Genomic DNA, 23,455 nt, shown 5'->3' with positions numbered 1-23,455 from the left:
CCGTGCCCGACGTCGATCTCACCGGCAGGACGGCCGTGGTCACCGGCGGCGTGCGCGGCGTCGGCGCGGGCGTCAGCCGCGCGCTGCTCGACGCGGGCGCCGACGTCGTCGCCGTCGCCCGCCGCGCCCCCGAGGCCCTGCCCGAGGCGGGCGGGCGGCGGGCCCGGTTCGCGTCCCTGGACGTCCGCGACGCGACGGCCGCCGCCGCGTTCTGCGCGGGCCTGCCCCGGCTGGACATCCTCGTCAACAACGCGGGCGGTACCCCGTTCCTGCCCGCCGCCGACGGCGACGCCCGCACCCACGCCAAGATCATCGAGCTGAACCTGATCGCGCCGCTGATCATGGCGCGGGCCGCCCGCGACCGGATGCTCGCCACCGCGGGCGGCGGCTCGATCATCATGATCGGCAGCGTCAGCGGCACCCGCCCCTCGCCCGGCACCGCCGCCTACGGCGCCGCCAAGGCGGGCCTGGCCAGCCTCGCCGCGTCGCTCGCCGTCGAGTGGGCGCCGGACGTGCGCGTCAACACGCTCACGCTCGGCATGGTCCGCACCGAGCGGTCCCACCTGCACTACGGCGACGAGGACGGCGTCGCCGCCGTCGCCCGCACCGTCCCGCTCGGCCGGCTGGCCGACCCCGGCGAGGTCGGCGCCGCGTGCGCCTTCCTCGCCTCCGGCCTCGCCGGTTACGTCTCGGGCGCCTCCCTGCTGCTGCACGGCGGGGGAGAGCGGCCCGCGTTCCTGGACGCCGCCACCGTCAACAGCGAGGAGAACCCGTGATCTGCACCGACCGCGTCGCCGTCGTCACCGGGGCCGGACGCGGCCTCGGCCGCGCGCACGCCCTGGAGTTCGCCCGGCAGGGCGCCCGCGTCGTCGTCAACGACCTCGGCGTCGCCCCCGACGGCGGCGGCGCCGCGTCCGCCGGTCCCGCCGCCGACGTCGTCGCCGAGATCGAGGCGCTGGGCGGACGCGCCGTCGCCAGCGCGCACGACGTCGCCGACGAGGACGGCGCCGCCGCCCTGATCGCGCTGGCCGTCGAGCACTTCGGCGGGCTGGACGTCCTGGTCAACAACGCCGGGTTCCTGCGCGACCGGATGCTGATCAACACCGCCGCCGACGCGTGGGACGCCGTCCTGCGCGTCCACCTGCGCGGCCACTTCCTCCCGCTCCGGCAGGCCGGACGGCACTGGCGTGCGCAGAGCAAGGCGGGCCGCCCGGTGGACGCCCGCGTGATCAACACCTCGTCCGGCGCGGGCCTGCTCGGCAGCGTCGGCCAGGGCGGCTACTCCGCCGCCAAGGCGGGCATCGTCGGGCTGACGCTCGTCGCCGCCGCCGAACTGGCCCGCTACGGCGTCACCGTCAACGCCGTCGCCCCGGCCGCCCGCACCCGCATGACCGAGGAGGTGTTCGCGCGGACGATGGCGACGCCGCCGGACGGCGCGTTCGACGCGATGGCGCCCGGGAACGTGTCGCCGCTCGTGGTGTGGCTCGGCTCGGCGCAGTCGCGCGACGTCACCGGCCGCGTCTTCGCCGCCGAGGGCGGCCGGATCTGCGTCATGGACGCGTTCCGGCACGGCCCGTCCGCCGACGCGGGCGCCCGCTGGAACCCCGCCGACCTCGGCCCGGTCGTCGCGGACCTGCTAGGCCGCGCCCCCGTGCCCGAACCGGTCTACGGCGCCTGACCGCGGCACCGCGCTCGGCGGCACCCCCCGCACCCGCTTGAACGCGGCGCTGAACGAGAACCCGTCGGCGTACCCGACCCGCCGCGCGACGGCCGTGACGCTCGCGTCCGGCTCGGCCAGCAGGTCGGCCGCCAGCGCCATCCGCCACCCCGTCAGGTACGCCAGCGGCGGCTGCCCGACCAACGCGGCGAACCGCCGCGCGAACACCGCCCGCGACAGCCCCGCCTCGGCCGCCAGCGACGCCACCGTCCACGGCCGGGCGGGCGCCGCGTGCAGCGCCCGCAGCGCGCGGCCGATCTCCGGGTCGGCCAGCGCCCGGTACCCCGCCGGGGCCTCGGCCTCCGGCCGGGCGAACCAGGCGCGCAGCACCCGGACGAGCAGCAGGTCGAGCAGCCGGTCCAGGACGACCTGCTGGCCGGGCGCGTCCCGCCCGACCTCGACCGCGAGCAGATCGAGCAGCGGCGCGATCTCCGCGTCGCGCGGCACGATCGCCATCTCCGGCAGCGCGGCGAGCAGCGGTTCGGAGACCGCGCCGCGCACCGGGTAGTCGGCGCTGATGAACTGGTCCGGGCCGTCGCCGTCGAACCCGAAGGCGCGGGCGCCGAGCGCCAGGTCCGGCGCCGGGCCGTCGCCGGGCGTCCAGCAGTTCGGCCCGTCGATGATGATCTGCGGATCGACCGAGGGGTCGTCTGCGATCGTCACCGGCACCGACGCCCGTTTCAGCACGATGTCGCCCTCGTTGAGCCGCACCGGCGCGGCACCCGGCCGCAGCGCCCACGCGGTGCCCCGGTGGAGCGTTCCCAGCGAGAGCGGCGCCTCGCTCGTGCACTGGATCGACCACGGCGGCGCGGCGACCGAACGGCACAGCAGGGAGCCGTCGGCCCGCATGCTCGCCAGCATCTCGTCAAGGACGTCCATGCTGAGACGATCTCACAGGTGACGGAGACGAACAGCCATGGAGCGTCTCGGCGGCGGCTGGTGGAGTGGACACCATGAACGACAACCCCATCCTCGTCATCGGCGCCCGGGGCAAGACCGGCCGCCGCGTCGCCGAACGCCTCACCGCCGCCGGACGACCGTTCCGCGCCGCCTCGCGCACCACCGGCTTCGACCTGACCGATCCCGCCACCTGGGACGCCGCGCTCGACGGCGTCCGGGACGTCTACCTCGTCCCGTTCAGCGAGTACACCGACGCCGCCACCCTGCGGGACTTCGCCGCGACGGCCGTGTCCGCCGGGGCCCGGCGGATCGTCCTGCTGTCGGCGCGCGGTCACGACGGCGTCCACCCCCTCCAGGAGGCCGGGGAGACCGCCGTCCGGGAGTCCGGCGCGGCGTACACGATCCTGCGCCCGGCCTGGTTCCACCAGAACTTCTCCGAGGACTACCTCCTCCCGTCCGTCCTCGACGGCCGGATCGCGCTGCCCGCCGGGACCGGCCGCGAGGCGTTCGTCGACGCGGACGACATCGCGGCCATGGCCGTCGCCGCGCTCACCGAGGACGGCCACGAGGGCGCCGCCTACGAGCTGACCGGCCCCGAGGCGCTGGGCTTCGCCGACGTCGCGGCGACGCTCGCCAAGGCCACCGGCCGCGACATCCGCTACGACGCCATCACCCCGGACGACTACGTCGCGGCGCTCGTCGCCGAGGACGTGCCCGAGCACGTCGCCGTCATGCTCACCGACCTGTTCCAGGAGATCGCCGACGGCAAGGGCGACCGCGTCGACGACGCGATCCCGCGCGTCCTCGGCCGCCCGGCGCGCTCCTTCGCCGCCTACGCCGAGGAGGCCGCCGGCACCGGCGTCTGGACGTGACCTCCGGCGGGCCGCCCGGAATGGGCGGCCCGCCCACGGCGTTGCTCCAGCGTGCCCCGGATAATGGGTCGCGTCGCGCGCGGACCCGCCGCTAGCGTGCCGGGTAGCCCGGCGTGCCCGCTCCCTATCCTGGGCACTGAGCCAGCAACGCATGTAAGGACGTCATCGCCTGTGAGTTCGCCGCTCGCCGAGCTGCGCGCGCGCCTGCCCGAGCTGGCGCCGCTGGACCGGCACCGGTTGCGCCGCCGCATCGACGGCACGCAGAAGCTGCGCGACGACCGGCGCCGCGCGTCGGCCACCGCGCAGATCACCGCCGACATCGAGGCCGCCGAGCGCCGCGTCGCCGCGCGGCGCGCCGCCGTGCCCGCGATCCGGTACCCGGACGAGCTGCCCGTCAGCCAGAAGCGCGACGACATCGCCGCCGCGATCCGCGACCACCAGGTCGTCATCGTCGCGGGCGAGACCGGCTCGGGCAAGACGACCCAGCTCCCCAAGATCTGCCTCGAACTGGGCCGCGGCGTCCTCGGCTCCATCGGCCACACCCAGCCGCGCCGGATCGCGGCCCGCACCGTCGCCGACCGCATCGCGGACGAGCTGGGCACCGAGCTGGGCGAGACCGTCGGCTACAAGGTGCGGTTCACCGACCAGTCCGGCGACGAGACGCTCGTCAAGCTGATGACCGACGGCATCCTGCTCGCGGAGATCCAGACCGACCGGCTGCTGCGCCGCTACGACACGCTCATCATCGACGAGGCGCACGAGCGCAGCCTGAACATCGACTTTCTGCTCGGGTACCTGCGCGAGATCCTGCCGCGCCGCCCCGACCTGAAGATCATCATCACCTCCGCGACGATCGACCCCGAGCGCTTCTCCAAGCACTTCGGTGACGCCCCCATCGTCGAGGTGTCCGGCCGCACCTACCCCGTCGAGGTGCGGTACCGGCCCGTCCTGGACCCCGACGATCCGTCCGCCGACCCCGACCGCGACCAGGTCCGCGCCATCATCGACGCCGTGGACGAGCTGGGCCGCGAGGCCCCCGGCGACGTCCTGGTCTTCCTCAGCGGCGAACGCGAGATCCGCGACACCGCCGACGCGCTCGGCAAGCACCTGGGCGACCGGCGGGGCCCGGCCACCGAGGTGCTGCCGCTGTACGCGCGGCTGTCGGCCGCCGAGCAGCAGCGCGTGTTCAAGCCGCACGGCGGGCGCCGCGTCGTGCTGGCCACCAACGTCGCTGAGACGTCGCTGACGGTCCCCGGCATCAAGTACGTCGTGGACCCGGGCACCGCCCGCATCTCCCGCTACAGCCACCGCCTCAAGGTGCAGCGGCTGCCCATCGAGGCGATCTCGCAGGCGTCGGCCGACCAGCGCAAGGGGCGCTGCGGGCGCGTCTCGGAGGGCATCTGCATCCGGCTGTACTCCGAGGAGGACTTCGAGAGCCGCCCCGAGTTCACCGACCCGGAGATCCTGCGCACGAACCTGGCGTCGGTCATCCTCCAGATGACGGCGCTCGGCCTGGGCGACATCGCCGCGTTCCCGTTCGTCGAGCCGCCGGACCGCCGCAACGTCAAGGCCGGCGTCGACCTCCTGCACGAGCTAGGCGCCCTCGACCCCGCCGAGAAGGACCCGCGCAAGCGGCTCACCGAGACCGGCCGCCGCCTCGCCCAGCTCCCCGTCGATCCCCGCCTCGGCCGGATGGTGCTGGAGGCCGCCGCCAACGGCTGCGTCCGCGAAGTGCTGATCATCGCCGCCGCGCTGTCCGTCCAGGACCCGCGCGAACGCCCCGCCGACCAGCAGCAGGCCGCCGACGAGCTGCACCGCCGCTTCTCCGACCCCGCCTCGGACTTCCTGTCCTACCTCAACTTGTGGAATTACCTGCGCGAACAGCAGCGTGAACTGTCCGGCAGCCGGTTCCGGCGGCTGTGCAAGAACGAGTTCCTGCACTACCTGCGCGTCCGCGAGTGGCAGGACCTGCACTCCCAGCTCAAGCAGGTCGCCAAGAGCCTCGGCGTCACCGCGAACACCGTGGACGCCGCGCCCGACTCCGTCCACGTCTCCCTGCTCGCCGGGCTGCTGTCGCACATCGGCCTGATGGACGTGGCCGACAAGAAGGACGAACCCCGCGACAAGCGCCGCAAGGGCCAGGAGTACGTCGGCGCGCGCGGCGCCAAGTTCGCCGTCTTCCCCGGCTCGTCGCTGTTCAAGAAGCCGCCCCGGTGGATCATGTCGGCCGAGCTGGTCGAGACGTCCCGGCTGTGGGCGCGGACGAACGCCAAGATCGAGCCGGAGTGGATCGAACCGCTCGCCCAGCACCTGGTCAAACGGAACTACAGCGAGCCGCACTGGTCCAAGAAGCAGGCCGCCGTCATGGCCTACGAGACCGTCACGCTCTACGGCGTCCCGATCGTCGCCCAGCGCCGCGTCAACTACGGCCGCGTCGACCCCGAACTGGCCCGCGAGCTGTTCATCCGGCACGCCCTGGTCGAGGGCGACTGGCAGACGCACCACCGGTTCTTCGCCGAGAACCGCGCCCTGCTGGACGAGGTCGAGGAACTGGAGCACCGCGCCCGCCGCCGCGACATCCTCGTCGACGACGAGACCCTCTTCGACTTCTACGACGAACGCGTCCCCGCCGACATCGTCTCGGGCCGCCACTTCGACGCCTGGTGGAAGAAGGCCCGGCACACCGAGCCCGACCGGCTGAGCTTCGAGAGGTCGATGCTCATCAACGCCTCCGCCGGCGACGTCAGCGAGGCCGAGTACCCCGGCGCCTGGCGGCAGGGCCCGTTCACCCTGAAGCTGACCTACCAGTTCGAGCCCGGCGCCGACGCCGACGGCGTCACCGTGCACGTCCCGCTCCAGATCCTCAACCAGGTCCGTCCCGACGGGTTCGACTGGCAAGTCCCGGGCCTGCGCGCCGAGCTGGTCACCGAGCTGATCCGCTCGCTGCCCAAGCAGCTCCGCGTCAACTTCGTGCCCGCGCCCGACTACGCGCGCCGCGTCCTGGAGCGCGTCGCGCCGCGCACCGAACCGCTGCTGGACGCCCTGGAACGCGAGCTGTCGGACCTGTCCCCGGCCGGGGTCGCCGTCGCCCGCGAGGCGTGGGACACCGCGCGGCTCGGCGCCCACCTGCGGATGAGCTTCCGCGTCGTGGACGACAAGGGCGGCACCGTCGCCGAGGACACCGACCTGGCCGCGCTCAAACGGCGCCTGTCCGGCAAGGTGCGCGGCACGCTCAGCGAGGCCGCCGCCGACGAGGGCGTCGAGCACGCGGGCCTCACGTCCTGGACGATCGGGGAGCTGCCCCGCGTCTACGAGCGGAACCGCGACGGCTACACGGTCAAGGCGTACCCGGCGCTCACCGACGAGGGCGCGACCGTCGCCGTCCGCCTGTACGAGACCGAGGCCGAGCAGCGCCGCGCGATGTGGCGCGGCACCCGGCGCCTCGTCCTGCTCAACGCGCCGTCGCCGGTCAAGCAGATCCAGGCCCGGCTGACCAACCAGGGCAAGCTGGCGCTGAGCCACAACCCGCACGGGTCGGTCGGCGCGCTGTTCGACGACTGCGTGACCGCCGCCGCCGACGCGCTGATCGCCGCCGCCGGGGGACCGGCGTGGGACGAGCGGGGCTTCACCGCGCTCTACGACGCCGTCCGCGCCGACCTGCACGACGTCACCGCCGAGATCGTCGCCCAGGTGGAACGCGTGCTGGCCACCGCGCACGCCGTCGACCGGCGGATGCGCGGCAGCACCAGCCTGACGCTCGTCCCGGCCCTCACCGACGCGCGCGCCCGGCTGGAGGGCCTGGTGCACAAGGGGTTCGTCACCGAGACCGGACGGGCCCGGCTGCCCGACCTCGTCCGCTACCTCAAGGCGCTGGAGATCCGGCTGGACCGGCTGCCGGAGAACCCCGCCCGCGACCGCCAGGGCACGCACCTGGCGGGCACGCTGGAGGCCGAGTACGCGGCGGAGCTGCGGCGGCTGCCGCCCGCGCGGCGCGACGACGAACCCGTCCGCGCCGTGCGCTGGATGCTGGAGGAGTACCGGGTCAGCCTGTTCGCGCAGCAGCTCGGGACCCGCTATCCGGTGTCGGACAAGCGCATCCGCAAAGCGCTGGGCGCGCTGCGCGGCTGACGATTCGGCACAGGCACCCCCCAAGTCACTGCGGTCCCGACTGCATGCCCGTAAAGTGCCTTTCATGCCGAACAGTGATGAGCGCGACAGCAGCGGCCCCCCGCCCGGGGCCGGGGCCGCCGGGGGCCCGTACGCGGGCGACGGTCCGCCGCGCGATTCCCTTCCCCACCCCACCGGTCCGCCGCAGCCGCGCCCACCCCTCGGCCCGCCGCGCCCCGGCCCCGAGGCGGCGGTCGCCCGCGTCGGCGACCCCGTCGCCGTCTGGCCCTGCGCCAACTGCGGCCGTCCCGTCGCCCAGCCGCCCGGCGCCGTCCGCACCGTCCGCTACTGCCAGGACAACGACGGCGCCTGCGCCCGCGAGGCCCGCGAACGCCGCGAACGCGGCCGGGACGCCCCCGGCCTCACCGGGCAGGTCGCGTCCGCGTGGGAGATGGTCGAGCGGATGGAGAAGGCCGCCGACGCCCTCGCCGACTCGCTCACCGCCGAGCTGAGCGTCGCCGGCGTCGAACGCCGCGTCGCCGAGGTCCGCGCCGAGGCCGCCCGCGAGCTGGCCATCGCGCAGACCGAGCGGGACGCCTCCCAGCGCAAGGCCGAGGAGGCGTGGCACGAGTCCACCGGCTCCCGGCAGCGCGCCGAGGCCGCCGAGGCGCACGCCGCGCGCGCCCGCGAGGACGCCCGCGTCGCCACCGCCAAGCGCGACGCCGCCCAGCAGGCGTGGGAGGAGGCGCACGAGATCGCGCAGCAGGCCATGACGGCCAAGCTCGCCGCCGAGAGCGAACGCGACCGCATCGCCGCCCGCGAGACCGAACTGCTCGCCGCGCTGGAGGCCACCCGCGCCGAGATGGTCTCCTTGCACGCCCGCGTCGCCGAGAGCGACGGCGCGATCGAGAAGCAGCGCGTCGAGGCCGCCGTCGCCAAGCAGGGCACCGACGACCTGCGCTCGGCCATGCGCGACAGCGAGGCCGCCCGGCAGCGCGCCATGCAGGCCGCCAGCCGGGCCGAGGCCGACCGCGCCGCCGCCCAGCGCGCGCAGGGCGAGGCCGAGGCCGCCGGACGCGCCGCCGAGGCCCGCGCCGACGCCGCCGCCGGCGAACGCGACGCCGCCCAGGCCCGCGCCCAGGCGGCGCTGGCCGAACGCGACCAGCTCACCGCGCAGATCAACGAGCAGAGCGTGCAGATCCGCCAGCTCTCCCAGTCGGTCGCCGAGCAGCGCGCCGCGCTCACCGCCCTCGCCGAGGAACGCGACGCCGCCCGCGCCGAGGCCGACCGGGCCCGCCGCCAGATCGACTCGTTCACGCACAACACGCTGTCGTCGAACACCCTGTCGTCCAACGCCGCCCCCGGCGGACGCCCGCCGCACTCCCCGATGATGGGCGCGCCCGCGCCGCAGGCCGCCGCGTCAGCGCCGGTTCCGCTGTCGGCGCCGGTCCCGGGGCTTCCCCCGGACCGGTTCCCGCACGGGGGAGAGGTGCCGGGCGCGCCGGGACGGCCCGTCAACGGCACGCCCGACCGGGAGGACCCGCTGTTCACCGGGCCGTGACCGGGTGATCTCCGGCGGCCCGCCGGGGCCGCCGGGGCCGGGCCGGTCGCCGTCCTCGCGCGGGGGGCGCGACGCGCGGCCGAACGCGGCGGTGCGGGCGCGTTCCCACGCCGTCCCCAGCACGACCGCCAGCGCCATCAGGCAGAGCACGAGCACCCCGTTCACCGGCGGCCTCCGTTCCTCGCGGACCACCAGTACATCTGTGACCGGTCCGGAACGCTGCGTCAGATGACACAGAAACCGCAGGAAACGACTACGGGACGCGGTTCGGGTCGATCTCGATCCAGATCTGCTCGGACCGGCCGAGCAGCCGCCCGCCCGCCCCGTACAGCGCCGTCGCCGCGTGCAGCTTGCGGCCCTCGCGGCTGCGCGCCCGCCCCATCACCAGGCACTCCTCGCCCGTCTCGGGCAGATCGAGCACCTGGGCCGTCATCGTCCCCAGCAGCGCCATGCTCGCGTTCTGGTCGAACGACCAGCCGCCAGGACAGTCCAGCGCCGCCCACACCAGCTCCGGCGTGACCGCGCCGTCCGGCGTCCACGGGGACGCGACCGTCTCGGCGTCGACCCGGCCGGGCGCCAGCAGCATCCCGTCCCCGGCCTCGCGCTCCGGCCCGCACACGAAGCAGTGCGGGAACGGGTGGCTCTCCTGGGCGCGGAACTTCTCCGCCGCCTCCCGCGCCACCTCGCGCGGCGCCGGCGGGACGGGCGGCACCACGATCGCGCCGGTCAGCGCCTCGGCGACCAGGTCGTCGCCGTCCCACAGCCAGGCGCCCAGCCAGCGGTCGTCGGCGGGGGAGACGCGCAGGTGCGTCTCCAGCGGCGGCGGGCGGCGCAGCGACACCGTGACCGTGTCGGAGTCGACGTGCGCGGCCAGTGCCCCGGCGACGTAGCCGCCGTTGCCCGAGCCGTCCGGCCCGTTGAACCGCCTTGCGATGATCACCGAATCCCCCCGGATTTCGTGCTGGTCGGGCCGGCGAATCCGGACCGATCGCGATCATAGTGAGAAGACCCGACGTTCCCCCCGCGCGCCGCGTGTGTTTCAGATCGCCCGCGAGGGCTGCGGACGGCCGGGGCGGGTCGAGAAGAACACCGACAGCGACCCCTGCAACCGCGCCCGCACCGTCTCCTCGTCGACCGCCGCGTCCGAGGGCACGGGAGTGCGGTCCAGCGCGCGGTCGATGAGCCGGTCGACCTTCCGGTCGGCGACCAGCACCGAGCACGTGTCGCACGCCAGCCACGGATACAGCATGTTCAGCACCGCTACGGCGGTGTCGTCGTCGGACAGGTGCGTGGTGTCCAGCTCGACCTCGAACATGTCGGTGTCGTCGGGGTCGAGCGTCGGGTAGTACAGCCAGCTCGGCTCGTGCTCGCCGCAGAAGTCGCACGCCCGCGACGGCGCCTGCGCCACGCCGACCGCCAGCTCCAGCTCGTGGTCCCACGGCTCGACCCGGCGGTTGTGCCGGTAGCCGACCCCGTCGACCGCCCCCTCGCGGTTGTGGGTGACGTCATGCACCTCACCGCCGCAGTGGGCGCACATGAAGCCGATGTCGTCCTCCATGTCCCCTCCGTATCGCCGAGGCCCCGGTTCTCACCGTATCCCTCCGGGCACCGCCGCGTTACCCGTCGTGCCAGGCTCCTTGCCCTCTCGCGCGCCGGACATGCGCCCTCCGGGGACTCCATGCCCAGCCGCCGCCGGTTCAGCCGTCCCGTTCCGGTCACGCCTCGGCGCGCACCCGGTGCTCCGCCAGATGCGCCAGCACCGCCTGGTTCGCCTCCCAGCCGTCCGGGAACTTCACCGGGACGCCCAGATGCACCGGCTCCGCCGACGGATGCGCGTCCAGCAGCTCGGGAATGCCCGCCCGCGCCACCACCAGGCACGCGTGCCGGTGCCGCGACGCCAGCACGCACAGCCGCCCGGCCTCCAGGTGGAACGCCGTCGCGTCCCGCCGCCCCGACAGCGGGTGCAGCACGACCGTCACGTCGTACTCGCGGCCCTGGAGCCGGTTCGCGGTGTCGACCGTGATGCCCTCGCCGTGCTCGCCGAGCGCCGCGCGGATCGCCGTCACCTGGTCGCGGTGCGCCGCGCCGATCGCCACCCGGTCGGCGCGGACGGGATGCGACCCCAGCTCCGAGTGCGCCACCGGCCCGCGCTGCAACAGCCGCACGGCCAGCGCCGCCGTCGCCCGCACCGCCTCGGCGTCGGTGCGCAGCGCGTGCCGCGCCGGAAGCTCGTACAGCGCCCAGCCCGAGCTGGCCGCCTCGTCCAGCGCGCGGTCGTAGGTGGTGCCCATGCCGCCCGCGCCGTACTCCAGCCGCCGGTCGCCCGGGCCCGTCCCCGACCGGAACCCCGTGAACGGGTAGAACGCCCGCGCCACCACCGGCGCCGCCGACGCGGGCAGCCGCCACGACACCGGCAGCCGGTGCACCGGCAGGTTCGGATTGTGCGCCAGCAGCACCGACACCGCGCTGCGCATCGGATCCCACGCCAGGCCCGTCCAGCGCTCCACCTCCACGGTCGAGAACGGGTCGAGCTGCCCCGGATCGCCGACGAACAGCGCCCGCTCGAACCGGCCCGCGATGCGCAGCAGCATGTCCGAGCGCATCTGGTACGCCTCGTCCACGATCGCCCACGGCCACGAACCCTCCGACAGCGTCGCCCACTTCGCCGCCGTCGCGATCACCACGGCGCGGTCGGCCAGATCGTCGGCCTTGCCCGCCACCTTCACCGACGGCGCGGCCCGCACCCGCTCGGACGGCGCGTACCCCGCCGCCGACAGACGGCCGACCGTGACGTCCGGATGCCTGGCCGCGATCCGCTCGATCAGGTCGTCCACCTGCTCGTTCGTCTGCGCGACGATCATCGTGCGCTCGCCCGCCGCCGCCAGGTGCGCCGTCGCCCGCACCACCAGCGTCGACTTGCCCGCGCCCGGCGGCGAGTCGACGACGATGCCCCGGTGCCCGGCGTCCAGATCGGCGAGCACTGCGGCCACGACGGCGTCCGCCGCCGTCGCCGGATCGACGGTCACGACCACGCCTCCCCGGCGTCGCGCGCGTCCGGGACGTACTCCGCGGGCGGGCCGCCGTGCGTCCACGGCGTCTCCTCGTGCTCGGGGAACCGCGCCGGGCCGAACGACCCCTCGGTCACCGACGTGAACACCACCCGCGCGCCCGCCTCGGGCACGGTGCCGGGCTCGGGCGTGAGCTTCTTGCCGAGCCCGCCGGTCAGCTCCACCAGCACCTCGCCCGCGCCGTACTCCACGATCTTCCCTTTCACCTTCGGACGCGCCGCGTCGCACACCGTCGCGCCCGGCTCCAGCCGCAGCGGGTCCTCGGTGGCGACGCGCAGGCGCGGACGCAGCTTAGGACGCTTGCCGGACTCGTCCAGCCGCTCGGGGTCGGCCTCGGTGACCGTGCCGCCGAACGCCAGCCCCTCCAGCCGGTACTCGGCCATGACCAGGGGATCGTCGAACGCCCGCTGCGCCTCGTAGCTCTCCTGCGCCCGCTCCAGCCGGTGCAGGCGGCGCGCCGCGCCCACCGCCGAGTCGCGGCGGGCCTGCGGCACGCCCTCGGCGAACGTCTGGTGGAAATGGGTGAAGGCGTCGCGGTCGCGTTCCCAGCGGCCCGCGACGCTCGCGCCCTCCGGCAGGGCGGCCAGCAGGTCCAGCGCACGCCAGCACAGCTCCCAGGTGGGGGCGAGCTGCGTGCGCAGCGCCTCCCGGACGCGTTCCCCGGCGCCGTCGGCGCCCTCGTCGAATGCGGCGATCGCCGGCGCCAGCACGTCGTTGTCGAACTTGGGGTCGGTGGCCGGGCCCGCCGGGGGAGTGCGCGCCGGGTCCTCCGCGATTGTCGCGGCGGCCGGGCCGTCCAGGCCGTCCGGCGGGTCGATCCAGCCGAGCAGCGCCGCCAGGTTCGCGTCCTCCACCGAGCTCTGGCCCGTCGCCCAGTGCAGCCGCAGCGCCTCGGTGAGCGCCAGCGTCAGCGACGAACCCGGACGGTCCCGGCGTTCGGCGAACCACGTCAGCCAGCGGCCCAGCGCCGGGACCGCCGGCTCCACCGCGTGCTCGCCCTCGGTGCGGCGGAACCGCGTCGAACGGCCGAGCAGCCGCAGGAACGCCACGCCGCCGGTGTTCGGCAGCACGAGCTGCGGCGCCCCGGTGTAGCGGACGCGGTCCTCGCCGTCCTTGGACGGGCCGAGATCCTCCGCGACGCCCCGCGACGCCTCCACGTACTCCAGCAGCACCTTGCCCAGCTCGGCCGCGAACGCGAACCGCAGGTCGCGGTTGCGCGGCTGCGGCACCGCGAGCAGCACCGGCTCGTCGCGGGCGCCGCCGAGCATGACGGCCAGCGGCGCGCCCGCCTCGCCCGCCAGCCGCAGCGGGATCACCACCAGCGGCGTCGCGGACAGGTGGCAGTGCCGGACCGTGGCCAGCGGCCGGGCCCGGCGCGCGGCGACGGCCTCCAGCCGCGCCAGCGCCGTCAGCGCGCTCATCCCGCCGTGCCGAGCGCTTCGCCGCGCAGCCGCGCCGCCAGCCGCAGCCGCTCCGCCGTCTCGGCCAGCTCCGGCGGGACGTCCGCCGCGCCCGCCGCCAGCGCCAGCGCCGCCTCGACCGACTCCACGCCGCCCAGGTCGTCGCGCAGGGCGCGGCCCAGCGAGCCGGTGGCACCGCAGGCGCGCGCCTCCTCCCGGCAGAAGAACGCCATCTCACAGCTCGACAGGCATTCGGGGGCGTACCGGGCCTCGACGGCGCGGACGGACTCGGGCAGCGCGTCGTCCAGCGCGAACGACAACTCGTCCGGCAGCTCGCCCAGGATCGCGTCGACGCGGGTCAGCCGGGTGAGCTGCCGCTCCAGCACCGCGAGCTGCGGACGCACGTCCAGCGGGGTCGCCACCGGACGGTTGGAGAAGTTCTGCGGGCACACCAGGAACACGTCGTGCGCGACGCGCTGCGGATCGTGCCCCAGCTCGGCCACCAGCCGCCGCAGCGCCAGCACGTACACCGCCGCCTGCCGCGCCGCCGCCGCGACCTGCTCCGGCTCGGCCTGCCCGTCCACGACGGCGAACGACTTGATCTCCACGACGTGCAACCGGCCTGCGAGCTGGAGCGCCAGCACGTCCGGCTCCAGATACGCCGGGCGGCCCGCGATGTCGAGCACCAGCATCGGATGGTCGAGCAGCGCGCCGCCGCCCACCGACAGCGCCCGCCCCAGCGCCCGCCGCGTCTCGGCGTGCCGCGCCGCCCGGCCCTCGCCGCGCGGCGCCAGGTCGGCCGACGTCACCGCGGGCACGTCCAGCCCGAGGTCGCCGCGCAGCAGCGCCAGCAGCGCCGCGCAGCCGTCGGCCTTCACCTGCGCCTCGAACGAGTTGCCGCGCGTGATCGCGAACTGCGACTGCCCGAACCGGGGCGCGAACCCCAGATGGTCGGCCACCGCCTGCTTGTCCACGCCCGCCGCGTCCAGCAGCCCCCGCCGGGAGCACCCCGGATTGGCGGTCAGCGCGGCGATCGTGCGGGCGTCGTGGTTGCGCGCGGGCGCGTCGCCGCGCAACCGGCGCAGGTCGGGGGCGTCGTCGGTCATCGTCCTTCTCCGTCAGGGGCCGTGCGGCGGGTGCGACCGTCCCGACTGTACCGAGGGGCGCACCCACCGCACGCGGAACGTAGCGGACGGGTCGGACGCTTCAGCCCCGCGTGTCCCGCCGCAGCGGATGATCTTCGGGGACCTGGACGAGCACGATCCGCGTGCCGTCCGGGTCCTCGATCCACATCTCGACCAGCCCCCACGGCTCCCGCCGCGGCTCCCGGACGACCACCGCCCCCGCCGCCCGCAGCCGCTCGTGCTCGGCCGCCACGTCCCGCACCTGCAACCACAGCGTCGGCGCCGGAGCGCGTTCGCCGTGGGCGGAGACCTCCAGGAAGCCCGGGCCGAGGAAGAACACCGTCCCCGGATCGTCCCGGGGCCCGAACTCCCGGTACACGGCGAGCCCGAGCACGTCACGGTAGAACCGGCGGACGGCGGCGGGGTCGGCGGGCCGCAGCAGGACGCGGCTGCTCAGAATCTCCATGCCCCGCTCAGCCCACCGGACCCGCGAAGTACGCGGCGGCCATGTCCTGGTCGCCGTGGCCGCGCCGCGCCGCGCGGTCGAAACGGGCGTGCGCCGCGTCCACCACGTCCACGTGCAGGCCCGCCGACTCGGCCGCCTCCGCGATCAGCCGCGTCACCGTCATCGCGTTGTCGACCGTGAAGCTCGGCGCGAAGTCGTCCCCGGTGATGGCCGCCAGCTTCGCCTGGAAGTAGCCGCTGTCCAGCGGGCCGCCGGTGATCACCTCGGCGAAGCGCGCCGGGTCGACGCCCAGCGCCTCCGCCAGGCCCACGCCCTCGCCGATGATCGCCGTCAGCGAGAGCGCGTAGGAGATCGCCGCCAGCTTCAGCCGCGACCCCGCGCCCGCCGCGCCGTCCTCGCCCAGCCACAGCGTCTTCTGCCCGACCGCGCCGAACACCGGCTCCAGCACCGGGCGGGCGTCCGGCGACCCCGCCGCCAGCACGAGCAGCGTCCCCTGCTCGGCGGGCTGCTTCGTGCCCTGCACGGGCGCGTCCACGAACGTGACGCCGTGCTCGGCCGCCAGCGCGGCCAGCGGCGCCACCGCCGCCACCCCGACCGTGCTCATCTGCGCCCACACCTGGCCCTCGGCCAGCCCTGGCGCGGCGTCCTTCATCACGGCGAGCACGGCGTCGCCGTCGTTCAGCATCGTGATCACGACCCCGGCGCCGCGCACCGCGTCCACCGGGGCGTCCGCCACCGTGGCGCCGTCCGCCTCCAGCGGTTCCGCCCGAGCCCGGGTGCGGTTCCACACCGTCACGTCCAGCCCGGCCTTCGCCAGGTTGCGGGCCATCGCGGCACCCATGATGCCGGTGCCCAGCAGCGCGACCTTCGTCACAGCGCACTCCCTCGATCCACGTGCGGCTCCTCGGTGTACGGAGCCGGGAAGACCTCCAGCGTAAGATCAAGATGCGCCGACCACCACGCGACGAGCGCCGCCGCGCCCGCGTGGTCGCGTCCGTCCGCGCCCGTCAGGTAGCGGGCGCGCAGCGGGCCGAGATCGCACAGCCGCTCCCACCAGGCCCGGTGCACCGCCGCCTGGATCTGGTCGGCGTCCAGCGGGAACACCGACCGGTGCCCGCGCACGAACGCCCGCACCCGCTCCAGGTCCAGGCCGCGTTCGTCGTCGCAGGCGAACAGCTCCACCGCCGCCCGCACCACCTCGCCCGCCAGCGGGCCGGTGCGCAGGCCGTCCCAGCCGAGGACCGCCGTCACCTGCCCCGACCCGCCGTACCGCAGCCGGTCCGGGCCGAACGCGCCGTGCAGGTGCCCGACCGTGCTGACGTCCAGGTGCGGCGGCTGGTGATCGGCGAATTCCGTCAGCAGCGCCCGCCGCTCCGCCAGCCGCCGCGCCGTCAGTGCCGTGAAGTCGCCGCCGTCCGCGGGGACGTCGGCCAGCATCGCGTCTGCCTCCGCCACCGCGTCCGCCGCGCGCGGCGTCGCCACCAGCATCGACTGCTGCACCGGCGGCGTGCAGTCGTCCAGCGCCAGGTGCAGGCGGCCCAGCAGCTCCCCGAGCGCCTCGCACTGCGCGTAGGTCAACTCCAGGCCGGACCGGCGGCGGCCCGTCGCCCATGGGAACAACACGTAACCGGTTCCGGCCGCGACCACCAGCGTGCGGCCCGACTTCGCCGGGACGGGCGCCAGCACCGGCAGGCCCGCCGCGTCCAGCGTCCCCAGCACGCCGTGCAGGAACGCCAGCGCGCGGCGGTTCGGCGCGGCGTAGGCGCGGAGCAGGAATGTGCCGGTGCCCGCCGTGACGCGCCATGCGCCGGTGCCCGCCGCGACCGGCTCGGCGGCGTCGGTCAGCCCCCACCGCCGCAGCGGACTCGGTGTCGTCGGCACACAGCACCCCGGTCGCGGTCGAACGGATGTTCCCACCCGACGCTACACGTCCCGGCCCGCCGGGCGGTAGCGAACGCTAGACGCGCTCCAGCACCACCACGGGGATCTTCCGGTCCGTCCCGGCCTGGTACTCGTCGTACTGCGGCCAGATCTCCACCATCTTCGCCCACAGCCGGGGCCGCTCGGCGTCGCTCGCCGTGCGGGCGCGGGCCGTGAACACGTCGTCCTTGACCTGCACCTTCACCTCGGGATCGGCGCTGAGGTTCTTGTACCACAGCGGATCGTCCGGGTCGCCGCCCTTGGACGCCACGATCACGAAGTCGTCGCCGTCCGGCTGGTAGATCAGCGGCGTCGTGCGGGGCTCGCCGCTCTTGCGGCCGGTCGTCGTGAGGAGCAGGACGGTCGCGCCCTGCCAGTCATGGCCGACCTCGCCGCCGGTCTCCTGGTACTTCTCGACATGTTCCCTGCCGTACAGCATGTGGGTCCTCCCTCTCCTGCGGAGGATCTTCCCCGTTGCCCGGGGCCCATGCCCCTACATCGAACGCAGAATGTCGCGCAGGCGCTGCACCGTGTCATCGGGTCGCAGCGCGGTGATGCAGACGTGGTTCATAGCCCGCATGTACACGTCGACGTCGGACGGCTTGTCGAGGTAGAGGGCGCTGGTGAGCTGTTCCATGAACACCACGTCCGACAGGCCCGGCTCGGCGAACCGCAGGATCGTGAACGGGCCGCCCGCCGCCGCGTGACCGCCCGCTTCGAACGGGACCACCTGCAACGTCACGTTCGGCAGCTCGGCCATCTCCAGCAGGTGCTCGATCTGCCCGCGCATCACGCCGCGACCGCCGAGCGGACGGTGCAGCACGCCCTCGTCGATCACCGACCACAGCGTCGGCGCGCCCGGCTCGGTGAACCGCGCCTGCCGCGTCATCCGCAGATGGACGCGGGGCTCGACGTCCTCGTCGGCCGCCTCTTCGGGGAAGCCCAGGCGGATCACCGCGCGGGCGTAGTCCTGCGTCTGGAGCAGGCCGGGCATGAACTGCAACTCGTAGCTGCGCAGAAGCGACGCCGCCTCCTCCAGCCCGAGGTAGGTCTCGAACCAGCCCGGCAGCACGTCGCCGTAGCGGTGCCACCAGCCGGGCGTGTTGGCCTCGCGTGCCAGCTCCAGCAGCGCCGACCGCTCCGCCGGGTCCTCCACGCCGTACAGCGTGAGCAGATCGGAGACGTCACGCTCCTTGAACCCGACGCGGCCGAGCTCCATCCGGCTGATCTTGGAGTGGGAGCCGCGGATCTCGTATCCGGCCTGCTCGGTGGAGATGCCCCGCGCCTCGCGCAGCCGCCGGAGCTGGTTGCCCAGCAGGATGCGCAGCACCGTGGGTCCGCCGCGGCGGGGATAACCGAGCACGTCTCCGCCTGTCGGCCGGTCTTCGTGCGAAGGCATCGAGACAGCAGCATCCTGAGGCAAGGTTCACCAGCCGGTCGATGGGCCCGCGCGAAGTCGGCGGGGAGGGCGGCGTCCATCTTAGTCGATCAACGGCTCTTCTGGGAGGCTTTCCCGGTAGACCGTTCTCGGATTTCCGGTATTAGCGTCCACGCGCGGGAACTCGCCGTCGCAACGCAAGCCCTGAGACACGGGCTTCACGCGTACGCACCCGGCCGATTGCCCACCGGCTCCGGCGCGGCTCAATGGCGTTCACGGGCGCCCTCGCGGCCACCGGCGATTCGGCGTCCCGCCCACGGTTCGACACCCGGGCGAAGCCCGCTGGAAAGGCGTCCGCCCGGTCGCTCGCCGTCCGGGCCCGGCGCCCGGCCCCGCGCCGTGACGCGCGGGGCCGGACGCCCGCGCTCAACCCGCGCGCAGGTAGGCGGTGCGCACCTGGAGCCGGTCGCGGAGCAGGCCGATCGCCTCCGTGATCGTCGGTCCGGCGGCCTGGGCGCGCATCCGCACCCCGTCGACCTCGACGATCGCCTGCGCGAGCGCCGGCCGGGGCAGGTCGCCCCCGGGCACGATGCTCAGCGTGACCTGGACGGACGTGACCTGCTCGGCCGCGCTGTCCAGCGCACGCCGGACGGCGGCCTCCGCCGCGGCCCGGTCGGCGTCGCTGATCGGTCCCGAGGTCAGGAAGCGGACACCGGGAAGAACCTGGGTCATCTTTCCCCCTAGTTGCTTTAACGGGCGGGCTTCTCACGATCGGCGTGAAGCCCTTCGTCTAAGGAGACGACACGCGAGCCCTTCCCGTTGCCCCTTAAGGACGAGACCCCCGTCACCCGAACGGCACCCACCGACATAACACGAGGTCAGCGCGAATACCGCCTCCCGCGAAGACCTCTCGCCCCGGTGAGAAGTCGATCACATAACCCGGTAAATGGCGCACCCACCCCTCCAAAATGTGACCGCGAACACTTCCCTTGACAACCGAATCGCCCCCACTGTGACCCGAACAACGTAATGGCCGTCACACAACAAAACCCGGCCCCACACGAAGCACGATCACAACCGACTCACACCCCACACCGACCGACCAAACAACTCCACCCTCACGCCCACCACAACGGCACGCCCTCCACCGCGCAGGAGCCGAAGCAGAAGCCGAAGTGGCGGGACAAGGACCAGGGCCGGGCCACCAACCCCAACAACCCGACACCCGCCCAAGCCCAACAAGACACCCGCCCAAGCCCAACGACACCCGCCCAAGCCCAACAACACCCGCCCAAGCCCAACAACACGGCCCGCAGCCAGGCCCAGGAGCCGATCCCGCCATCTAGCGCAGCGAGCAGGCACGGGCCAGACGGCAGCACGAGGACGCGCAGCCAGCCCCCGCCCCCGCTCCACCAACCCGACGCGCAAACAAGAAATCCACCTCAACCCAACCCCAAAGGCACACCCACTCCCAAGACCCCCACGCCCACCCACACCTCACCAGCACAACTCGCACCCAGAACCTCCCCCTCCGCCCACACCCCGTCGGCACGGCTCACGCCCAGAGAATCTGGCGTTCCTGCACGATCACAACGGGCTGCTGCCGGGTCCGGACGAGCGCCAGCCGGATCTGGCGATCGTTGACGCCCGTCCATGCCCCGGCGGCACCCCCGGCCGGGGACTCCACCTCCGTCCACGCCCGGTCGGCTCGGCTCGCGGCCGAGGAGCTGGCGCCCGTCCATGCCCCGGCGGCGCCCTGGCGGGGGCCTCCGCGTCCGTCCGCGCCCCGTCGGCTCGGCTCGCGGCCGAGGAGCTGGCGCCCGTCCATGCCCCGGCGGAGCGACCTGCGGCAGGGGGCGTCCACGTCCGTCCGTGCTCGCGGCGACGCAACTCGCGGGCCGGGCGCTGGCAGCCGCCCGTGCTCGGCTGACGCGCCCAAGGAGTGGGCGTCACCACCCGCGAACGCGAGGTCACCGCCCTGGTCGCCCGTGGCCTGCCCAACCAGGAGATAGCCGCCCACATGGTGGCCCAGCGGCACGACCCGCGGCCGGGGGCTCCGCGTCCGTCCGTGCTGCGGGTAGTGCGGCTTGCGACCAGGGAGTTGGCCGCCGTCCGCGCCTCGGCAGCGCGGCTCGTGACCAGGGAGTTCGGGGCCGCCCGCGTTCGGGTGTCGCGGCTTGCGGGGGGAGGCGTCCGCCCGTCACCACCGCCTGCCGCCCGTCCCGTCGGCTCGTCCGCGCGTGGACCTCCCACCGGCCGCCGCAGACCAGACCGAGGCGAAACCTCGCGGCCTCCCGTCGTCTTGCCGCGCCACGACCTGCCGCCTGCAGCGCGTGTACCGTGCGGCATTCTGACCTCGGCGTAGGGGCGGCGGGCCAGGACGCCGGTGCGGTCGGTGACGCGGTCCAGGGTGCGGTCGTGGAAGGCCAGGAGGGCGCCTGGGCGTGAGCGCCCGGCCGCCTCGCCGTGGGCGCCGTACGGCGCTCCGGCGCTTGGGCGCGCGCCCGTTGCCGCCTCGCTGTGCGCCCTGACGGCACAGCATCCTGCCGCCCGCCCGCACGGCGTCCTGCCGCCCAACCGCGCGGCGTCCTGCCGCTCGCCCGCCCGGCATCCTGCCGCTCGGGCATGCGGCCCGTGCGCCCCGCGGTGCGCTGTGGCCGTGGCCCTCAACTCCTTGCTGTGCGGCCTTCTAATGCCTGCGTACGGGCCCCATAGTTTGGGTACGAGTCCCGCGTTACCTCGGCCTGTGCCGACCGTGCTGTTCCCTGCTGCCTGGCCGCGCGGCCTCCTATCACGTCCGTGTGCTGGCCGCCCGACTTCAACGGCCTGACCGTGTGGCCCCCTTCCGCTGGCCGTGTGGCCCCCTGTCGGTGAGTGGGTTCCGTCGGTGAAGCGTGCGCCCCGGCGCCCCCTCGCCGTGAGCGTGCGGTGCGGCCTCCTGCTGCTTACTGTGCGGCCTCCTATCGCCTGTGTGCGGCTTCTCGCACCTCGTCGCCTGGGTCTCTCTTACGGTCAGCACGTGAGCCTGCTGGTTCGCCTAGACCTCCTCGGCCTCTTGCCGATCCGCCACAGGGAGCGCCGATCCGTGCGCTGGCCCGGGTAGTCACCGTCCCGGACCTCCGGCCGATCATCGGCGCGGTCCGCGCCGCAGTACGGCACCGCCGGTGCACCCCGCTCAGGGGCGCGTCTGCTCGACGCCCGGGTGCAGTTCGCGTGGCGGGAGGCATGCGGAAGTCGGCTGGCACGGAAACCTGCTCGGAGGCACTCACCCCGTGTGTCGCGTCAATCCAGGTTCGTCGCACCAATCCGGGCCGCGAGTTCCGCGCTCAGTGGATACGGCCGTTCCGTCGGCAGAAGTGCGCGGGCGTCCGCCGCGCGCCCCTCCCCGCGCAGCCGATGAACCAGTCGAACAGCGGCGTGATGTCGTCAATGGCCACCGTCCATTCATCAACGTACGCGCCGACGACCTGCGGTCCTATCCCGACCTGGATGCTCCGGTCAACACGGCGCCCGCCGTACAGGTCCCGCTCAGGATCCCACTGGACCCGGACCGCGGCCCGCCCCCTCCCTGACCGGGGACTGGACGGCTCGCCGCCCGTCCCGGGCCGAGATCGGCCGGTCACGACCGGCGAGAGCGCCCGCTCCTACCCCTCCCGGGAAATCCGTATGGCGAGCACACGCTCCTGGCCGGGTTTCCGACCCCACCCGCTCCGCTCCATCATCCAGAGGAACGACGGCTTGATCCACGTCATCCGCTCCCGCGAGAACGGCGCGACGAACCGTCCGGCGGTCACCGCCACCTCCGCGATCTCCGTCCCGTAGGCTCGGTGAACGGTAACGCAATCATCGTCGGACAATGCTCTGATCTGCTTACTCACTCCATGAACCTAGCGACTCCCATGCGGACGACAACTCCTTTTCTTTTCCAAGGTCCGGGCTGCCCCTGACCGATTACCGGTCCATCGGTCCAGGTCTCGACGCGAAGCTCGTGGGCCTTCAGTCGGCGTCCAGATCGGTGTCCGGTTCGCAGCCGACAAGGTCGTACAAGTCGGGCGGGAGTTCCTCCCAGAGCCACGAGTTGAGAGACCCCGTGTAATGGCCGGGGGCGCCGACGGCGACCAGACGCTCGCCGATCGGGGTGAGCCCGACCGTCACCGGACCGCTCGACCACGGGTTCCACGCCGCACCCCAGAAGGCGGCGAAGTCGTCGGCGGTCAACGGCAGGTCGCGAGGGACCTCGTGGGCGCCCGGGCTCACGCCGTAGGGCAGCAGGCACTGCGCGGTCGCCCGCAGGATGTTCAGCGCGGCCAGGTCGTGCCGGCACGACACCCCCGCGATCCGCAGCTCGGGAAGCCCGAACCGGCGGAGCCCGCGCGTCGTGAGCTCGACACAGGCGCAGCCGTCGATCTCGTCCTCGTCGACCAGACAGCGACCGGCGTCGCGATACGGGGGGAGCCGCACCCCGAGCCAGCCGTCCGCGAGGGTGAACCGTTCGGCCTCCCGGCCGGGCGCCAGCACGTCGAGCGTGTCGGCGTCGACGCCGACGCCCCCGGTCGCGTCGGCCAGGGCACGGGCGACGGCCCGCGCCAGGCGGGCGCCGAACGGCTGGTCGGCGGCGGGCACGACCGCGCGCACCTCGATGTGCCGCGCGGCCGTGCCCGCCGTGACATGGGCGAGGTCCCACGGGGAGGTCCGCGCGGGCTCGTCGGTGACGAGCAGCCGCGACGTGCCGTACCGGATCGCCGCCTCGGCCGCGAAGGGTTCGGGAACCAGGGGCGGGCGCGTGACGGCGGGCGCGTCCGCGCCGGCCGCCACGACGAAGGACGTCGAGGTCAACTCGGGAACGAGAAGGGTGATGGTGCCGGACATGGGTGCCTCCCGGAGAACGGTTCTTCGGCACCAGGGTGCGAGCGCGCGGGCCACCCGGCACGACCGAAGGTGA

Annotated in this window: 19 protein-coding genes and 1 pseudogene; 5 read left to right on the top strand and 15 right to left on the bottom strand. The window is 74.3% G+C overall.

Going from position 1 to position 23,455, the window contains the following annotated elements; translation table 11 throughout:
- Positions 1 to 2: 2 nt before the first annotated feature.
- Complete coding sequence (locus tag C229_RS0120860; RefSeq protein WP_018657049.1) at positions 3 to 776, top strand: SDR family oxidoreductase; 774 nt, start codon at positions 3 to 5, stop codon at positions 774 to 776.
- A complete protein-coding gene (locus C229_RS0120855; RefSeq protein WP_018657048.1) occupies positions 773 to 1,678 on the top strand; it encodes an SDR family oxidoreductase in 906 nt (301 codons plus the stop codon). The genes C229_RS0120860 and C229_RS0120855 overlap by 4 nt, the downstream gene beginning before the upstream one ends.
- On the opposite strand, the gene C229_RS0120850 is transcribed toward C229_RS0120855, so the two are convergent.
- The gene (locus C229_RS0120850; RefSeq protein WP_018657047.1) at positions 1,637 to 2,596 is read right to left on the bottom strand and encodes an AraC family transcriptional regulator; all 960 of its coding nucleotides are present in this window, start codon (positions 2,594 to 2,596) and stop codon (positions 1,637 to 1,639) included. The genes C229_RS0120855 and C229_RS0120850 overlap by 42 nt on opposite strands.
- Before the next feature lie 74 nt (positions 2,597 to 2,670).
- Here C229_RS0120850 and C229_RS0120845 point away from each other — a divergent pair, with 74 nt between their 5' ends.
- The 3 genes from C229_RS0120845 (at position 2,671) to C229_RS31320 (ending at position 9,157) form a co-directional block, all read left to right on the top strand.
- Entirely contained in the window at positions 2,671 to 3,489 is an 819-nt protein-coding gene (locus tag C229_RS0120845; RefSeq protein WP_026314003.1) for an NmrA family NAD(P)-binding protein, read from the top strand.
- Between the two features lie 171 nt (positions 3,490 to 3,660).
- Entirely contained in the window at positions 3,661 to 7,617 is a 3,957-nt protein-coding gene (hrpA, locus tag C229_RS0120840) for an ATP-dependent RNA helicase HrpA (RefSeq protein WP_018657045.1), read from the top strand.
- 64 nt (positions 7,618 to 7,681) lie between these two features.
- Positions 7,682 to 9,157, top strand: coding sequence for a coiled-coil domain-containing protein (locus C229_RS31320; protein WP_018657044.1), 1,476 nt, complete (start codon positions 7,682 to 7,684; stop codon positions 9,155 to 9,157).
- A gap of 253 nt (positions 9,158 to 9,410) precedes the next feature.
- On the opposite strand, the gene C229_RS0120830 is transcribed toward C229_RS31320, so the two are convergent.
- From C229_RS0120830 to C229_RS0120765, 14 genes and pseudogenes are all read right to left on the bottom strand, one after another.
- Positions 9,411 to 10,097 (bottom strand): hypothetical protein, encoded by a 687-nt coding sequence (locus C229_RS0120830; RefSeq protein ID WP_018657043.1) that lies wholly within the window; start codon positions 10,095 to 10,097, stop codon positions 9,411 to 9,413.
- Positions 10,098 to 10,196: 99 nt separating this feature from the next.
- A complete protein-coding gene (locus C229_RS0120825; RefSeq protein WP_018657042.1) occupies positions 10,197 to 10,715 on the bottom strand; it encodes a hypothetical protein in 519 nt (172 codons plus the stop codon).
- Positions 10,716 to 10,872: 157 nt separating this feature from the next.
- The gene (locus C229_RS0120820) at positions 10,873 to 12,183 is read right to left on the bottom strand and encodes an AAA family ATPase (protein ID WP_240487357.1); all 1,311 of its coding nucleotides are present in this window, start codon (positions 12,181 to 12,183) and stop codon (positions 10,873 to 10,875) included.
- Positions 12,180 to 13,646 (bottom strand): hypothetical protein, encoded by a 1,467-nt coding sequence (locus tag C229_RS0120815; protein ID WP_018657040.1) that lies wholly within the window; start codon positions 13,644 to 13,646, stop codon positions 12,180 to 12,182. Before C229_RS0120815 ends, C229_RS0120820 begins: the two co-directional genes overlap by 4 nt.
- Positions 13,643 to 14,731 (bottom strand): hypothetical protein, encoded by a 1,089-nt coding sequence (locus tag C229_RS0120810; RefSeq protein WP_018657039.1) that lies wholly within the window; start codon positions 14,729 to 14,731, stop codon positions 13,643 to 13,645. Before C229_RS0120810 ends, C229_RS0120815 begins: the two co-directional genes overlap by 4 nt.
- Before the next feature lie 100 nt (positions 14,732 to 14,831).
- Positions 14,832 to 15,215 carry a VOC family protein gene (locus tag C229_RS0120805; protein WP_018657038.1) on the bottom strand — a complete coding sequence of 128 codons (384 nt, stop codon included), beginning with the start codon at positions 15,213 to 15,215 and terminating at the stop codon, positions 14,832 to 14,834.
- Positions 15,216 to 15,222: 7 nt separating this feature from the next.
- The gene (locus tag C229_RS0120800) at positions 15,223 to 16,089 is read right to left on the bottom strand and encodes an NAD(P)-dependent oxidoreductase (RefSeq protein ID WP_018657037.1); all 867 of its coding nucleotides are present in this window, start codon (positions 16,087 to 16,089) and stop codon (positions 15,223 to 15,225) included.
- On the bottom strand, positions 16,086 to 17,096 hold the full coding sequence (locus C229_RS0120795) for a phosphotransferase (RefSeq protein ID WP_018657036.1): 1,011 nt from the start codon (positions 17,094 to 17,096) through the stop codon (positions 16,086 to 16,088). The genes C229_RS0120800 and C229_RS0120795 overlap by 4 nt, the downstream gene beginning before the upstream one ends.
- A 76-nt stretch (positions 17,097 to 17,172) precedes the next feature.
- The gene (locus tag C229_RS0120790) at positions 17,173 to 17,574 is read right to left on the bottom strand and encodes a nitroreductase family deazaflavin-dependent oxidoreductase (RefSeq protein ID WP_018657035.1); all 402 of its coding nucleotides are present in this window, start codon (positions 17,572 to 17,574) and stop codon (positions 17,173 to 17,175) included.
- Between the two features lie 54 nt (positions 17,575 to 17,628).
- A complete protein-coding gene (locus C229_RS0120785) occupies positions 17,629 to 18,534 on the bottom strand; it encodes a helix-turn-helix domain-containing protein (protein ID WP_026314001.1) in 906 nt (301 codons plus the stop codon).
- Between the two features lie 405 nt (positions 18,535 to 18,939).
- Entirely contained in the window at positions 18,940 to 19,245 is a 306-nt protein-coding gene (locus C229_RS0120780) for a hypothetical protein (protein WP_018657033.1), read from the bottom strand.
- 823 nt (positions 19,246 to 20,068) lie between these two features.
- Positions 20,069 to 20,377: a hypothetical protein gene (locus tag C229_RS34425; protein WP_155884962.1), complete on the bottom strand. Its 309-nt coding sequence runs from the start codon at positions 20,375 to 20,377 to the stop codon at positions 20,069 to 20,071.
- Positions 20,378 to 21,980: 1,603 nt separating this feature from the next.
- A pseudogene (locus tag C229_RS32365) lies at positions 21,981 to 22,391 on the bottom strand (DUF4291 family protein); the annotation flags it as partial.
- A 118-nt stretch (positions 22,392 to 22,509) separates the two neighbouring features.
- On the bottom strand, positions 22,510 to 23,382 hold the full coding sequence (locus C229_RS0120765) for a hypothetical protein (protein WP_018657030.1): 873 nt from the start codon (positions 23,380 to 23,382) through the stop codon (positions 22,510 to 22,512).
- Positions 23,383 to 23,455: the final 73 nt, after the last annotated feature.

Origin of the sequence: Actinomadura flavalba DSM 45200 (assembly GCF_000374305.1) — a bacterium.
GTDB lineage: Bacteria > Actinomycetota > Actinomycetes > Streptosporangiales > Streptosporangiaceae > Spirillospora > Spirillospora flavalba.
This window is presented reverse-complemented; position numbering and strand designations above follow the sequence as displayed.